The 16,012-nt window shown below is 51.3% G+C and carries 13 protein-coding genes, 1 tRNA gene and 1 pseudogene; 9 read left to right on the top strand and 6 right to left on the bottom strand.

Features of this window, described 5'->3' with window-relative positions:
- Positions 1-3: 3 nt before the first annotated feature.
- Together FMM01_RS16845 and FMM01_RS12235 are read right to left on the bottom strand one after the other, a co-directional pair.
- Positions 4-1,036 (bottom strand): annotated as a pseudogene (locus tag FMM01_RS16845) (IS30 family transposase).
- 214 nt (positions 1,037-1,250) lie between these two features.
- Positions 1,251-2,309, bottom strand: coding sequence for an IS30 family transposase (locus tag FMM01_RS12235; protein WP_150391459.1), 1,059 nt, complete (start codon positions 2,307-2,309; stop codon positions 1,251-1,253).
- Between the two features lie 300 nt (positions 2,310-2,609).
- Between FMM01_RS12235 and FMM01_RS12225 the strand changes: the two genes are divergently transcribed.
- From FMM01_RS12225 to FMM01_RS12215, 3 genes are all read left to right on the top strand, one after another.
- Complete coding sequence (locus FMM01_RS12225) at positions 2,610-3,791, top strand: phage portal protein (protein WP_150392705.1); 1,182 nt, start codon at positions 2,610-2,612, stop codon at positions 3,789-3,791.
- Positions 3,784-5,355, top strand: coding sequence for a phage major capsid protein (locus FMM01_RS12220; protein ID WP_150392704.1), 1,572 nt, complete (start codon positions 3,784-3,786; stop codon positions 5,353-5,355). Before FMM01_RS12225 ends, FMM01_RS12220 begins: the two co-directional genes overlap by 8 nt.
- A 69-nt stretch (positions 5,356-5,424) precedes the next feature.
- Positions 5,425-5,721 (top strand): head-tail connector protein, encoded by a 297-nt coding sequence (locus tag FMM01_RS12215; RefSeq protein ID WP_150392703.1) that lies wholly within the window; start codon positions 5,425-5,427, stop codon positions 5,719-5,721.
- 413 nt (positions 5,722-6,134) lie between these two features.
- Here the strand turns inward: FMM01_RS12215 and FMM01_RS12205 are convergent, their stop codons facing one another.
- The 4 genes from FMM01_RS12205 to FMM01_RS12190 all read right to left on the bottom strand — a co-directional run bounded on the left by FMM01_RS12205 (position 6,135) and on the right by FMM01_RS12190 (position 8,326).
- On the bottom strand, positions 6,135-6,275 hold the full coding sequence (locus FMM01_RS12205; RefSeq protein WP_146994994.1) for a hypothetical protein: 141 nt from the start codon (positions 6,273-6,275) through the stop codon (positions 6,135-6,137).
- Positions 6,276-6,291: 16 nt separating this feature from the next.
- Complete coding sequence (locus FMM01_RS12200) at positions 6,292-6,540, bottom strand: GlsB/YeaQ/YmgE family stress response membrane protein (protein WP_150392702.1); 249 nt, start codon at positions 6,538-6,540, stop codon at positions 6,292-6,294.
- A gap of 288 nt (positions 6,541-6,828) precedes the next feature.
- Positions 6,829-6,901, bottom strand: a tRNA-Lys gene (locus FMM01_RS12195).
- Positions 6,902-7,024: 123 nt separating this feature from the next.
- Positions 7,025-8,326, bottom strand: coding sequence for an ABC transporter substrate-binding protein (locus FMM01_RS12190; RefSeq protein WP_150392701.1), 1,302 nt, complete (start codon positions 8,324-8,326; stop codon positions 7,025-7,027).
- Between the two features lie 251 nt (positions 8,327-8,577).
- Between FMM01_RS12190 and yycF the strand changes: the two genes are divergently transcribed.
- The 6 genes from yycF to FMM01_RS12160 all read left to right on the top strand — a co-directional run bounded on the left by yycF (position 8,578) and on the right by FMM01_RS12160 (position 15,848).
- A complete protein-coding gene (gene yycF / locus FMM01_RS12185; protein ID WP_027829462.1) occupies positions 8,578-9,291 on the top strand; it encodes a response regulator YycF in 714 nt (237 codons plus the stop codon).
- A gap of 24 nt (positions 9,292-9,315) precedes the next feature.
- Positions 9,316-11,196 carry a cell wall metabolism sensor histidine kinase WalK gene (gene walK / locus FMM01_RS12180; RefSeq protein ID WP_150392700.1) on the top strand — a complete coding sequence of 627 codons (1,881 nt, stop codon included), beginning with the start codon at positions 9,316-9,318 and terminating at the stop codon, positions 11,194-11,196.
- Positions 11,180-12,598, top strand: coding sequence for a YycH family regulatory protein (locus FMM01_RS12175; protein WP_027829464.1), 1,419 nt, complete (start codon positions 11,180-11,182; stop codon positions 12,596-12,598). Before walK ends, FMM01_RS12175 begins: the two co-directional genes overlap by 17 nt.
- Complete coding sequence (locus FMM01_RS12170) at positions 12,599-13,435, top strand: two-component system regulatory protein YycI (protein WP_027829465.1); 837 nt, start codon at positions 12,599-12,601, stop codon at positions 13,433-13,435.
- A gap of 67 nt (positions 13,436-13,502) precedes the next feature.
- The gene (locus FMM01_RS12165; protein WP_027829466.1) at positions 13,503-14,321 is read left to right on the top strand and encodes an MBL fold metallo-hydrolase; all 819 of its coding nucleotides are present in this window, start codon (positions 13,503-13,505) and stop codon (positions 14,319-14,321) included.
- A gap of 144 nt (positions 14,322-14,465) precedes the next feature.
- The gene (locus tag FMM01_RS12160) at positions 14,466-15,848 is read left to right on the top strand and encodes a S1C family serine protease (protein WP_150393287.1); all 1,383 of its coding nucleotides are present in this window, start codon (positions 14,466-14,468) and stop codon (positions 15,846-15,848) included.
- Positions 15,849-16,012: the final 164 nt, after the last annotated feature.

Raw genomic sequence — 16,012 nt, 5'->3', positions numbered from 1 at the left:
TTGTCAACCCAAGTGCAACAGTGAAGACCTAATGAATAGGAATGGTCTACCGGGCTTGCAGGGGAACCTCCAGGCCCAGGGGGAGGCCTGGAGCGCCGCGCTCGCGCTTCGATAGCCCAGTGACTTCCGCAAGCGGCCGTTCAACACGTCCTGGACCTCGCGGATCAGCTTCTTACTGAACTTGTGGAGCGAGATGCCTTTCGGGATGAACTCACAGATTAAGCCGTTGGCGTTCTCATTACTGCCCCGCTCGCTGGGTGTGCAGGGATGGCAGTAGTAGATCTTGGTCCCTTTGACTTGGTCCAAGAGGGCTAACTCAGAGCCGTTATCAAAGATAATGGAGTGGAACAGATCAGTGCTATGGGTATTAAGGACCCACTGGAGGGTTTGCAGGCAGGTCTGCGCAGGTAGTCGGGAATCTTATAGATGAGCTCAAACCGTGTCCAGCGTTCGGTCAGTGTGAGCAGTGCTGGCTCGTTCACGGTCCGCTTGCCTTTCACCAGATCGCCTTCCCAGTCGCCAAGGGTTTTCCACTCATTAACGGCTGCTGGTCGCTGTTCAATAGCAGTGCCGGCTAAGCACTTGTTCTTACGGTCATGGTCACGGTGATGGCCTCTCTAGTAAGTCCATGTTGTCGATCATCAGCAGTCCCTGGTCAATGATACACAGTGGGCGTTGCTGGGCAGGCCCGATGCGGGAACAGTTGCTGGTACAAATGAACCAGCCCATCAATGCTCTGACGCCGGAAATGTTCTTTCTTAACGCGGTTATCCAACCACTGGAAGAAATGGTGGCACTTAGCTAAGAGACCATGCGGTCGCGAGTTGGCTCGTCGCTTGCCGTGCAGGATCTGAGCGGCATTCGCATAGTAATCGTGGTAGTAAAGACGTTGAGAGCCCATTTGTTGGACAGTTCCGCGTTTCAACTCACGTGAAACAGTGCTGGAAGCCCGATCGACCGCTTGGGCAATCGTGCGGATCGAGCAGTCATCGGAGTGATACAAAGCGTCGATTATTCTGCGTTCCTCGGAGGTCAGTTGTTCGTAATGCCTGGTGCCGGGTCATGAAGATATCACCTTTCTTAATGTTTTGACGCCTTAAGAATAGGTCTTCATGGCCTGTTTGTTCAATCTGAGACAGATAATTGGTCTGCTTTAGCAGGTGTTGCAGTTAGAGTGTACTTTGAGAGGCTAAAAAATCCCGAATTGTCAAATTAAGTGCAACAGTGAAGACTCATCCATGTGAATTGGTTTAGGTAGTGGGCAGGGATTCCTCCAGGCCCAGGGGGGAGGCCTGGAGCGCCGCGATTGCGCTGCGGTATCCAAGGCACTTCCTTAACCGGTGGTTTAAGACATCTTGGCTCTTACGAATCTTCTCCTTAGAGACTTCCCATAGTGATTGACCCTTTGGAATGAATTCTCGAATCAAGCCGTTGGCATTCTCGTTACTGCCACGTTCACTGGGTGTATAGGGATGGCAGTAGTAGATCTTTGTTCCTCTGAGTTGGTCCAAGAGGGCGAACTCAGAACCGTTGTCGAAGGTGATGGAGTGGAATAGATAAGGATCATGTGTGTTCAGAACGTATTGCATGGCCTCTAAGCAAGTCCGGGCGTGATAGTTTGGGATCTTGTAGATCAGCTCATAACGTGTGACACGTTCTGTCAGGGTGAGTAATGCTGGTTGGTCGGCAGAACGCTTCCCCTTCACCAGGTCGCCTTCCCAGTCACCAACAAACCAGCGGTTATTGATTTGTTTGGGCCGCTTGTCGATGGACGTTCCAGCGATGCGTTTATTCTTACGCGCATGACTACGGCCTGGCCTTTTCTCGCGACGCCGCAACTTCTCAGGCAGATCCATGTTGGTCACTGACAACAGTCCGGCATCAATGTAGCGATACACGGTCGGCGTTGAGGGGCACGAACGATTAGGCCAGAGTTGCTGGAACTGATGCACGTACCCATCAATACTTTGTTCACGATACGCATGCTTCTTGATCTGAGCGGTCAGCCAGTTAAAGAAGTAGGTACACTTCTCCAACATGCTCTTGGCGTGGGAATGGGTCTGTCGTTCTTCGTGTTGTCGTTGGGCAGCATCAAAGAAGTAATCCTTGTAGTAATGATAATTCGAATCCCGTTGCTGGACTCGGCCGCGCTTAAGCTCACGGCTTACCGTACTAGGGGAATGATGGATGATGTGTGCAATATCGCGAATGGAATATTCATGGGAGTGCCAAAGCGCATCAATTATTCCGCGCTCGCCCTCTGTGAGTTGAGTGTACGAGCCGAGACTGTTAGACTGATTGTGGGTCATGAAGGTCACCTTTCTTGGTAGTTTAGTCGCTTCAAGGATAGGTCTTCATGGCCTATTTTGTTAAATCAACCCGGTCGATTGGTCTAACTCAATCGGCGTTGCACTTCAATTTTAAATCCGGCGCATATAAATATCCAGACTGTACTGCTGGTAGCAGGCTTAGCACTTGTCGTTGCGGGTGTGTGGTGGCTGCTTGGCGGTCCCACTGGCCTAGTTGCGCTGGGAGTGGTCTGCATTGTGCTGGCCCTGATCATCAACTACAACAGATCATTTAACATGAAACATTAAGGAGGTGACAACATGAGCTTTTTCCAAAATGATACTTCCCAGCCTCGCCAAGACGACAACAGCGAACCATTTCTCGATGCCTTGATCAGTATGACCAGCAATGACAGCGGCGTGTATGTGGGCGTTGGTGCCCTGCACAACAGCGACATATTTACGGCTGTGAAAGTTATTGCCAGTGACTTGGCAGCCAACCCTATCGAATACAGTGACAAGAAGCTGACAGTCTTACTTAATAAGGCACCCAACGACCACATGACTGCCTGGGCGTTCAAGTTTGCCCTGGCTGCTAACATGCTGCTGAACGGCAATGCCTTTGCCCTAATTGGCCGCAACAACAGTCAGCAAGTGAATGCTTTGGAGTTCGTTCCGAATAGCCAGATGGTGGTGAAACAGGACGATAGCACAGGCGTCGTGACCTACGAATACACGCCCACAGACGGCCCCACACAGCGTTTGCCAGCCAGTGAGGTATTACACTTCAAGTGCTTTACCCAGGACGGCTATACGGGGCTATCGCCGTTGTACGCCTTGCATGACGAAGTGGCTTTGCAGAAGTCGGGAAACGACTTGCTAAACGGCTTTTTCAAATCTGGTGTGCAAGGAACCGGCCTACTGAAAGTACACAAGTCGGACTTGGATGCGCCGGCCAAGGAAAACATCCGCCAAAAGTTTGAGCAGGCTAACAGCGGAACCAATGCGCTGAAGACCATTATTCTGGACGAGAACATGGATTACAGCCAGCTGCAAGTGAATACAGACGTATTGCAGCTGGTCAATTCTAACGATTGGACTACGAAGCAGATCGCTAAGGCGTTTGGTCTGCCACTGGATCGCTTAGGCGTTGAAAGTGAGCACTCCAATGCGATACAGAGCAACTTGATGTATCTGCAAAACACGCTGGTTCAATACTTCTCCTGCTTTACCAGCGAATTGGACGCCAAACTGTCCACAGGTGACAACCGGTTCAGCTTCAATACTGACAAGCTGTTTTCAGCGGACCCGGCCACCATGCAGAAACTGGCAATTGACGGTTTGCAGGGTGGTCTGCTCACCACCAATGAAGCCCGGGAAAAGATAGGTCTGCCACCAATCGCTGGTGGTGATGAGATCATGGCCAGTCTGAACTACACGCCACTGAGCAACTTGGTTGCTTATCAGGACGCCAAGAAAGGAAGTACACCACAAAATGAATAACGATGATGTTGAGAAACGGGTCACCCCTGAAGCGGCCCTGGACGCGGCTACGGCAGAGCCAGAGACACCCCCTGATGATTCTGCGGATACCGATAGCACAGACGCTGACAGCACTCCTAAGACGTTATCCGGGTATGCTGTGGTATTCAATACACCCAGCAAGGACTTAGGCGGGTTCGTGGAAGTGATTGATCCCCACGCCTTTGACAATGTAGATCTGTCCGATGTCTATATGGTATCGAACCATGATTTCAGCCAAGTACTGGCCAGCACCAAAGCCGGTACTCTGACCTTGAATGTGGATGACAAGGGGTTGCATTTCGATGCGACACTGCCAGATACAACCATTGCCGACGATGCCTATACGAATGTGCAGGCCGGGAACCTATCCGCCATGAGCTTCACATTTGTTGCAGCACCTGACGGTGACACTTTTACAAAGGACGACAGCGGCCAGGTAACCCGCACCATTAATCAAGTCAAGAGCCTGTTCGATGTATCGCTGGTGGCCATTCCTGCCTATGACGATACGAGTGTCGAAGCGTCTGACACTACTGTAGCGCAGCGCAGTTACACCAATTGGCTGAAAAAAAACACAGAAAATCCTGAAAAGGGAAAGGAAGCTACTAACATGACCGAAAAAACAATTATTGACCCCGCCAAGACAACCGAATCCCGGGCGTATGAAGATTATATCCGCAGTATGGGCGAGAAACGGGACGGTTTAACGACAACCACTGCCGGTGCGGTCGTACCTAAAGAAGTGATCAACGATGTTTGGGACTTGAAGCAGTCCGACTATGATCTGGCTAAGTATGTCACAGTGAAGCAAGTAGGCACCCCCGTCGGTACTTACCCAATTGCCTTGGTAAACAACGGTACGCTGGCCACTAAAGCCGAGATGGACGACATCGGCGAGGTAGATGCGGCCCTGTTCCGTGGTGTGGACTACAAGGTGCAGACCCGTGCGGGCAAGATCTATTTGTCTGATGAACTGGTCGAAGACAGTGAAGTGGATATTGTGGCCGAAGTGAAGAGCCAGCTGAAGAAGCTGGCGCAAAACACTAATAACAGCAATATTGTGGGCCTAATCACGGGCCAAGACGCCAACAAGAACGACAACTTCAAGCATATCGCCGGTACCACCCTGGACGACCTGAAGAGTACCTTCAATGTTGAGTTGGATCCGGCGCTGTCCCTATCTGTGATCGTCAACCAAGACGCATTCAACTATCTGGATACGCTGAAGGACAGTGAAGGCCGCTATATTTTACAGCCTAATATCACTTCCCCGTCCGGCAAGCAGCTGTTTGGTGCCCCAGTGATCGTCATTTCGAATAAGGTGCTGCCGACTGTCAAGACAGGCACATACCGGATCCTAGTGGGCGACTTTAGTCAAGCAGTTTTCCTGGCCCAAAAGAATGAAGTAGATACCCAATGGGAACGGTTCGACAGTTACAGCCAGGGGCTGGCCGTGGTCGTACGGAACGACTACGAAGTAGTAGACCCTGACGCGGCTCGAATTGTTGACATTACACCGGTAGCAGCCACGCCAAAAGCATAATTAACTGCATAGAAACAAAGTGAGAGGGGATGGCGATTTGCCACCCCCTTTTTTGAAAGGAATGAGTACATGACAGTTACAACTGATGCAATTAAGAACAGCCTGCGGCTTGAATCAGGCACCCAAGATGATGCCCTGATCACTGGTTATATTACGGCTGCCCAAGACTATGTGCGCAATGCTGTGGACAGTACAGCCACCACTGATCAAATGGAGCCATACAGCCAATTTGACATCGCCGTGGCCATGTTGACGGAGTTTTGGTACCAAAATCGTGGTGAAGTCGATACAGCCAGCCAAGAACTTCCCTTTTCGGTGATCAGCATGATTCAGCAGTTGCGTGGGCTTTTCAAATCTAATGAATAGTATCGATAATCAATAGCTTATGGTATAATGAAATTAGTCCTAGGCAATAAGCGGGTAGATCCGTTTTAACCGACGCACAGCACAGCTAACTGGTGGCGCATTTTATAGACCGTGGCTGATCGTTAAAGAGCGTTTGCAGTTTGTAGCCATAAAAAATAGACAACTTCACTGGCAGATCGTTCTGCGTTGGAAGCTGACTACGTAGTGTGTTATTTTCATCTGGCGGGCAGTGATGCCCGCTTTTTGTGTGCTGACAGGCCGTTTCTGGTGCACGCCCGGTGAAGAAGGCAAGTAAATGACTGTCTGGATCAACTGGCGGCGGAATTTTCCGCTGTGGGTGTCGCCATTTTTGGACATACCCAGTTCAGCACAAAAAATAGCCACCCCAAGATGAGGTGGCACACTTAGGAAAACTAGTTGTGGAGCTTGTCTTGCAATTGATCGCCAGCCTTGTCGATGCTCTTAGCTGCAAAAACCGTACCAGCAACAAGAACTCCGCCAACAATTAACGTACTAGCAACCATAAACTTAAACGCGGATTGTAAAACTTCCATGAAAGCAGCTCTCCTTTCACTTATTTGACCTGCTAAGGAAGAATGAAACAACAGCGACCACAATAATTGCGCCAATAATCGACGGAATTAAAGCCATGCCAGCCAGCTGCGGTCCCCAATGGCCTAAAAGTGACTCACCAATAGCAGAACCAACTAAACCTGCTACGATATTGGCGATCCAGCCCATTGATTTACCATTGTTAGTTATTGCCCCAGCAATTGCACCAATCACTGCGCCAATGATCAAAGCCCAAAGTAAATGCATAAGCACACCTCATTCCATGAAGTAATCAGAGAAACTATCTAGGTACACTATCAATTATACGTTAACGGTTACTGCAATTGCAAACTTCAGTATAAAAAAGGCCGTTCCTGATTCAGACCAGAAACGGCAACCGCCCACCCGTAATGATATTTTATTTGTGGTGTTCCGTGGTTTTCTCGTGGTTTTCTTTCATTGCCAATTCATGCGAATTAGTGACAATTCGGCCAAAATAAAAACCAGTAACAACGCCGTTTTAACAACGTTTGCTACTGGTTGATAATGCAAAAATGGGTGGCCAGGGGATCGAACCCTGGACCCACGGATTAAGAGTCCGTTGCTCTGCCAGCTGAGCTAGCCACCCATGAAATGTCCCTGTCGCTCTCAACGACTTAAATATAATAGCACGAGAAAAGGGGGTCATGCAACCCCCTTTTACAGAAAAATGTCAGTAATGTTGACTTAGGGACGCTGGCTGTCCCTGTACTTACTTGTTATCCTGAATGATTTGTTCGGTTTGCTTCTGCAAGGCTGTCAAGGCAGTCTTCGCCGACTCACCCTTGCTGATGGTGGCGTCCACGGCTGCATACAGGTCGTTGCGGTACTCGTTGTAACCGACGAACGGGGTGGAGGAGAAGGCCTTCTCATATGCATCCACGGCCGCTTGATATTCGGGATTCTTCTTTAGAAAGGCCTGGTAGCTGGCGCTGGTCACGGCAGATTTCACCACGGGCACATAACCGGTCTTTTCACCCCAATCAGCTTGGACTTTGCTGCTCATTAGATATTTCATAAACTGCCAAGCCCCTTGCTGCTGTTTGGCGGACGCCCCTTTGAAAAGCCCTAGACCATTGTTGCCCAGCACGTTGCTTTCTTTGCCCTGGAAGCCGGGCATCAGCGCCGTACCCCAGTGCATGGTCTTGGGCGCCGTATTCTTCAATTGCTGGATCGTGGCGGAAGAACCGAAGCCGGCGAACATCTTGCCCTGAACGAAGGGCACGTTGAAGTAGACGTCGGTCCCGGCAGAAGCGGCCGTCTTGTCGTGGAGCATGGCGACAATGGCGTTACCGGCGGCTAGTGTCGCTGGCGTCGTCAAATTCACCTTCAGCTGCGGCGTGACCAGCCGGTTGCCGGCATCGTAGGCCAAGGTTTCAAGTTCAAAATCATAGGACTTGTTGAACCCCACCGTGGTGATGCCAGTACCCTTGAGCTTCTGGCTGATGGCGGCGAAGTCTTCCCAGTTCTTCGGGACGCTCAGTTTGTACTTATCTAAAATGTCTTTGTTGTAAAACATGATCCGAGTGCCGGTAGCAAAGGGCATGGTGTAATACTTGCCTTGGTACTTCAGGTTTTGCCGGATGCCGGGGTAGATATCGGCCAGTTCCCTATCGGTCAGTTTGTCGCTGCCCTTCAGCGCCACGTTGTCCAGCGGCAGGATGAAGCCGTTCTTTATGTACTCGGGCACCGTGATATCGGTGACCTGACTCATGGTGGGCAAAGTTCGGGATTTGGCCGCTGCCAGCAGCTTCTTTTGGAGGTCGTCGTAACTCCCCTGGGACGTACCGACCACTTCGTATTGCTTCTGGCTCTTGTTGAAATCAGTGATGTAGGAATTCAACGCCTTTTCGTAGACCCCGTTCATCCGATACCAGAACGTGATCTTGGTCCGGCCGCTGCTGCTGGTTCCGCCGCCGGGGGTACTGGACGAACCGCTGCCGCCGCTGCATCCAGCCAGAATCACCGCGGCCGCCAAGGTCGCTGCCACTGTTAAAAACCGTCGTAACTTCATGCTTTTTCCTCCTCGTATAATACATCGCTTCAACTACATCATCAGTATAAGATGCCGAATCGGCTTTGCAACGGAAAATGCCTCGCGTTACAGAAAATAGACAAACACGAAGAGACCGTTTTCAACAGGGCGAGCCCAACAGTTTGCCCCGCCCCGCTTCGTGACACTTTTGTAATATTGCCCAGAATTGTTATAATTGTTACAGGTCACTATTGCACGCACCATCAACCTCAAGGAGGTATTTGTTTCGCATGGCCAAAAAAATTCTCGTAGTAGACGATGAAAAACCAATTTCTGACATTCTGAAATTCAACTTGACCCAAGAAGGCTACGATGTCGACACCGCAGCCGATGGCGAGGAAGCCCTGGCCAAGGTAAAAAGTTATGAACCGGATCTGATTTTACTGGATCTGATGTTACCGAAAATCGACGGGCTGGAAGTGGCCCGCCAAGTGCGCAAGGACCGCGATACGCCGATTATTATGCTCACGGCGAAGGACTCGGAGATCGATAAGGTTCTGGGTTTGGAACTGGGGGCTGATGATTATGTCACCAAGCCGTTCTCTAACCGGGAACTGATTGCCCGGGTGAAGGCTAATTTGCGCCGCATCGATGCCACCAACAGTGCCCAAGAAGTCGATTCAGATAGTCCCCAAGAAATTACCGTGGGCGATCTGCAGATTTTGCCGGACGCTTATATTGCTAAGAAACGGGGCGAGAAGATCGAATTGACCCACCGGGAATTTGAACTCCTCTATTATTTAGCCCAGCATCTGGGTCAGGTGATGACCCGGGAGCACCTGTTACAAACCGTGTGGGGTTATGATTACTTCGGCGATGTGCGTACCGTCGATGTGACCGTTCGCCGCTTGCGGGAAAAAATCGAAGACAATCCAAGCAAACCGGAATGGCTGGTCACCCGCCGCGGCGTCGGCTATTTCCTGCGCCGGCCGGGGGATGAGTGATCGCCGTAAGGCGGGTCTAACCGCATGAACAAACGAATTAAATTATTTCAATCCATTCATTTTAAAATCGCCCTGGTTTTCGTCCTGCTGCTGGTTGTGACACTGGAAGTCATCGGGGCTTATTTTGTCGGCCAGTTGGAGGAGCAGAACGTCCAGTCCTTTGAAGACTCGATCCAGCTCCAAGCTTACGTCATGAACCAATTGTCGACGGCTTTGGTGGATAAAAACAGTACCCAGGCCAATCAGACGATCAAAGACGTTCTCAGCAACGTGAACAACAACAACATTTCTGAAATTCAAGTCGTGGACAATCGTGGCGTGATTCGCGGCACGAGCAACGTTAATGATCAAGACGCCGTGGGCCATCGCTCCACGGTTCCTGAAGTGAAGACTGGGATCTATCAGAACCGGAAGCTGGATCGGATCAGTTACGATGCCCGCAACCGGAGTTTTTATATTGCCATCACGCCGCTGTCGAATCCCACTGCGGAGAGCAACGCCACAGTGGGGGTCGTCTATGTGCGGGCCAATATGGAGGACGTCTTCTCCGGTATTCAAAAAATCGTCCAGATCTTCCTGGCGGCCTCGCTCACGGCAGCCGTTTTGGGGACTGTGATTGCCATTCTTATTTCCCGGGCAATAACCAAGCCCATTGATGATATGAAGAAACAAGCGATCCGCATGGCCCGAGGGGATTACTCCGGTCAGGTACGGATCTACGGCAATGACGAACTCGGCCAGCTGGCTGTGGCCGTCAACAACCTCTCTATCCGGGTTGAGGAGGCCCAGGAAGCCTCGGAGGCGGAACGCCGGCGGCTGGACTCGGTCCTCAGTTACATGACGGACGGGGTCTTGGCCACCGACCGGCGGGGCAACGTCGTGATCATCAACGATACGGCCCAGGATTACCTGGATAAGTCCGAAGAAGATACCATCGGCCGCTCAATTCTGGATGTGCTGGATATCAGTGAAGACTACACTCTGCGGGATCTACTCGAAAAGCAGCAGGAAATCATCCTGGATATGTCCGACAAGGGCAACAAGGACTTGATCTTGCACGCTTACTTCTCCCTCATCCAGCGAGAGACCGGGTTCATTTCCGGCTTGGTCTGCGTACTCCACGATGTCACCGAGCAGGAAAAGAACGAGCGCGAACAGCAGCAATTTGTTTCCAATGTGTCCCATGAATTGCGCACGCCGCTGACCAGTCTGCGCAGTTATATTGAGGCCCTGAACGACGGCGCGTGGAAAGATCCTAGTATTGCGCCGAAGTTTCTGAAAGTGACTCAGAATGAAACCGACCGGATGATTCGGATGATCAACGATCTGCTCAGTCTGTCCCGGATCGATCGGGGAACGGCCAAGTTGAACTTGGAATATGTCAATCTGAATGAGTTCTTGGCTTACATCATCAATCGGTTCGATATGATGATTCATTCTGATGAAGAGAACGCCGCCGGCTCTGGAGCACCCCAGAAGCACTACGTGATCAAGCGGAACTTCACGTCCCAAGATATCTGGCAGGAGATCGATACAGATAAGATGACGCAAGTGATCGACAACTTGATGAATAACGCCATCAAGTATTCACCCGATGGCGGGACGATCACCGTTCGGCTCTTCCGGTCCCGGGAACACGTCCTGATCAGCATCGCGGACCAGGGCCTGGGCATTCCCCGGGCAGATCTGGCCAAGGTCTTTGACCGCTTCTACCGGGTGGATAAAGCCCGTTCCCGGCAGCAGGGCGGTACGGGTTTGGGCCTAGCCATTTCCAAGGAAATTGTGGAGGCCCACCGCGGCCGGATTTGGGTCAACAGTACTGAGGGCAGGGGCTCCACGTTCTATATTTCATTGCCGTATGAAGCCTACGATCCAGGAGGTGACTGGGATGACGAGACTGTCTAGTATTATCCTGCGGGTGGCCCTGATCATCGCAGTAGCGATCAGCTTCGTGCTGACCTACTTGATCATGGCCCATAACACCGCGTTCAATCGGCCCCAGGATGTGGTGAACGACAACGCCAATGCCGTGCAGAACAGCACCGTGCAGAGTCTAGGCGATGTGTACTTGCCGATTCGCGTCATTTATCATGATGATGTGACCGAGAAATTGGTGTATAACCGCAAGAATAACCTGATGGCTAATTTGCAGAAGCGCTTGGCCAAATGGAACATGACCACGATTGGGGTGGTCCAAAAACTGGACATGAAGGCCTATTTGGCCCGCCTCAATCAAAAAAACAGTATCATGATGATTTACCCGGACCGCATCACGTGGCGCTTGTTTGCGGATACGTTCAAACAGCCCAGTAAATTATCCGAGACGGATTTCGCTTTTGATCGGCTGATTGCGACACCCAAGGGCAACCGCTTAACCATCACTTTTTTGAACGATGACAACCAAACAATTCGCGAGACCACTATGGCCGGCAATTATACCGATCTGACCAGCCTGGTGCGGAGTGCTGATTTTACTGCGCAGTGCAAGTACGTGGCGTTAAACAACACTACGCAGCTGCTATTTACCAAGGCGTTCACGATGAACCCTTATAGCTACCTGGTGTCCTACACTCCGGACAACGAGTTCGTCAATAATCTGATGAGCGGGTCGGAAACGAGTAATATCGAGTCCAAATCATCTGGCGGTGATACCCAGTACATTTCAGGCAGTCAAAAATTGATCGTGCCCAAGAACGGCCATTTGGTGACCTATCAGAGCTACGGCCAAAAGGAAGTCAAGACGATGACCGCGAAGCTGGAGAATAGCTTTGAAACGTTGAAAAATGGCGGGATTTCCCTGCGCAATATCCGCTATTTCGGCTATGACGATAATACCGACACGGTCTCGTTTCGCAATTATGTAGAGGGCTTCCCGGTATTCCAGCAAACTGATAAAGGAGCGGCGCAAATCACACCGGGGGATTCCACTGGACTGTTGGAGGCACTCTTCGCTAATTCTAATTTGCAAGTGCCGGTACCCTCGGACCAAGCGGCAGTATCGGTGATTCCCACCGAGCAGGTGATCGATCAAATGGTACAGCGGGGCTTCAAACGCAAACGCATTGAACGAATCCAGCTGGGCTACCGGTGGCAGATGGATAAGGAAACCGACCAGGTCGTCGATTTGCTGCCGACGTATTATGTCCGCTACTATGGACAATGGCAGTCGTTTGGAACTTGGCTGAAAACTGACCCGGATACCGTTTCCGATACGTCACCGGCTGACCAAACCAGCGCTTCGGGCGAGTCGAATGATGCTGATCAAGCGAGTGCCAATACCAACAGCACGGCCATGGGGGTGAGATAAATGGACTTTCGCAAGATTGAAGGCATCTTTCTCATCGTGTTCATTGCGCTGGATATCTTCCTGTTCTTCTCCTTTCGCTCCAACCTGACTCAGGTCGGCTCGCGGACGACCTCCACTACCACGACCCCCACCAGCTTCGTGCGGGAGATGCAGGAGGATAATATCAGTGTGAATAAGCTGTCCACCAAGCGGGGCAGCGGCTATTATTTGGCCAGCCAGCCCAACGCCGCCCTGCAACAGAATTACCATCGGTTGACAGATCAGACGGTGTCTTTAGATTCAGCCCAAATGACGCTGATCAGCAAGCTCAATGATCCGTTCCGAGTCACCACAAAGAACCGGAACAGTGTCTTTCGGGACTGGCTGAAAACGAGCGGCAACGTTCTGTTTGCCGATCAGTACGAGTATGTTCCGGAAGTATCGGATACTACGCGGGCGGTTTATGCCCAAAAGGTGGACGGTCAGCTGCTCATGGACAGCCACGGCCAGCTGGTCTTCCAGATCCGCAACGGCTGGGTGACCGGTTATACCCAGACCTATATTGATCGGCTGTTAAAGCTGCAGGAAATGGATCAGACAAAGAGTGCTCAAGAGGCGGTGATGCTGCTGTATACGTATAGTGAAATCCCGTCCAATTCTCGTATTCTTTGGGAGAAGCTGGCCTATGGCTGGCTGCTGGACGCCAAAGGCAGTACGATTTACATCCCCGTGTGGTACGTGGGCATTGAGAACCGCAACACCAAAGTCGTCACTATCAAGCGGGTCAACGCCTTCACTGGCGCGGTATTGAAGAGCAATACGAACGATGCCACCAGCAGTACGACCAGCAGCTCATAATTCCGTCTGACAGGATATTATGTTATTCTGGGCAGAAAGCAAATCAAGATTTAGGGAGCGACATTCAGTGGGAAATTTACCAGGGTTGGATTATTTCAGAGTCAGTCCATTGGCCAGCAGTTCCACGGGAAACGTGACATATATTGAAACGCCCCAGCATAAGGTGCTGGTGGATGCTGGACTGTCGGGTAAGAAAGTTGAGTTATTGATGGAAAGTATTGGCCGTACCTTGAAAGAGGTGGACAGTCTTTTCGTTACCCATGAACACAGCGACCACATTCGCGGCGTTGGGGTCTTGGCTCGCCGGTATCCGCAGATGAATATTTATACCAACGCGCAAACCTGGCAGGCCATGCTGCCGAAAATCGGTAAAGTGCCGGCGGCCCAGCGGCAGCTGTTCCCCATGGGGACGACGCTGTCCTTGGGTGATCTGGACGTCACCAGCTTCGGCGTTTCCCACGATGCCATTGCGCCGCAGTTCTATGAATTTCATCATTCAGGGGAATCTTTTGTGATCGTCACCGATACCGGCTACGTGTCTGAGCGGGTCGAAGGGGTGATCAAGGATGCCACCTGCTACTTATTTGAAGCCAACCACGACACCGAGATGCTGCGGGAAGGGATGTATCCCTGGCCGCTGAAGCAGCGCATCATGAGCGACTTAGGTCATTTGTCCAATGTGGACGGGGCCCATGCTTTGATGGATGTGGTCGGCAACGATACAAAACATATCTTCTTGGGCCATCTGAGTCAGGAAAATAATATGAAATCGTTGGCCCACATGACGGTGGCGGAAACAATGGCCGCCCATGATTTTGGGGTTGATCATGATTTCTATCTTCACGATACCGATCCGCTGGTGGCGGTACCGCTGCTCACGCTGTAGGCGGCGCAAGTTTGGCTACAGAAAGATCACCGCAGAGCAACACAATGTTCGCATTTTTTTCAAACTTCTTCGGTACACTAGTAAGTGAAGATTGATAGAGATAAAGGAGGGGTCAGGTCTTGGTGTCGGACAAGACCAGTCATGATGGATAATAATCAATTTAACAATAATGAACCTAATAATGAACCGAATCAGCAACCCAACCAACGCCCGGTACGGCCGGTGAATAATGGCAACGGTCAACCGCCGCGGCAAAAACGCGGGGGCGGATTATGGAAAATTGCCGTCGTTGCCCTCGTTTCCGCCTTGATCGGCGGCGGCGTGGCGTATGCCGGCTTCAGTCACCAAATTAGTAATCAGGCCAGCGACACGACCGTTTCTTCTAGTTCTGAACCGGGGACAACTCAGGTCAGCAACGTGACGATGAAGAATTCGACGTCCATGTCCAAGGCGTTTTCGAAAAATAAAAACGCCGTTGTTTCTGTGGTAAACCTGCAGAAGCAGAGCAACACCGATAGTTCTGATCCGTTTGCCGGACTCTTCGGCGATGACGATGACAGCAAGAGCAGTTCTTCTAAAGGCAGCTTGGAAGAGTATGGCGAAGGCTCTGGGGTGATTTATGCCAACCAGAACGGTAAAGGCTACATCGTGACTAACTATCACGTCGTTGAAGGCTCTGATTCATTGCAAGTTATTTTAAGCGATGGTACGAAGGTATCAGCAAAGAAAGTCGGGACCGATGAAGTCAGTGACTTGGCAGTTTTGACCATTGATTCGAAATATGTCAAAGGGACTGCGACTTTCGGCAATTCCGATGCACTGACACCGGGTGAACCGGTCATCGCCATTGGCTCACCGCTGGGCAGCGAATATGCGACCTCGGTAACCCAAGGGATTATTTCGGCCAAGAGCCGGACCGTGGACACCACCAATTCTAGTGGTCAGACGACCGGTCAGGCGACGGTTATTCAAACGGACGCGGCCATCAACCCTGGGAACTCCGGCGGCCCGCTGGTGAATGCGGAGGCCCAAGTTGTGGGGATCAACTCGATGAAGCTGGCCCAGAGCAATGACGGGACCACCGTTGAAGGGATGGGTTTCGCCATTCCGAGTAACGAAGTGGTGAAGATCATCAATCAGCTGGTGAAGAATGGTAAGGTCGTGCGGCCAGCCCTCGGGGTGCGGGTCATTGACCTGAGTACCGTGGATAATTCACGGATCCGCAGTCAGCTGAAGATTCCGGATAGTTTGACCGAAGGGGTCGTCATTGGCAGCGTGGACAAGAACACACCGGCGTCTAACGCTGGTTTGAAGGCCTACGATGTGATCACGGCGCTGAACGGCAAAGCAGTGAACTCTGTGGCGCAGCTGCATACGGCGTTGTATAACTTCAATGTCGGCGATAAGGTCACGGTGACGTATTACCGGGGCAGCAGCAAGCAGACGGCGTCAGTAACGTTGAGTGAGACGCAGGGTCAGGTGGAGAAGAACAATTCGAGCAGCAGCAGTTCTTCGAGCCGGGGTTAAGCGGTAATGAGTGAGTAAGTGAGAAGGGTCCTGCCTGAGCAACGGGTTTGTTGCTGGGGCGGGACCTTTTTTGGTGTGAACTGGGAGATAGCATTCTACTGCCGTGCCAAGTGGTTCTTCGCATGATACTCGTTACACCAGACGCTACTCAGCGGCATACTGAA

The sequence above is a fragment of the Schleiferilactobacillus harbinensis genome (genome assembly GCF_008694105.1).
In the GTDB taxonomy this organism is placed as follows: domain Bacteria; phylum Bacillota; class Bacilli; order Lactobacillales; family Lactobacillaceae; genus Schleiferilactobacillus; species Schleiferilactobacillus harbinensis.
Note: the sequence above shows the minus strand (reverse complement) of the source record. Positions and strands in the feature narration are given on the sequence as shown.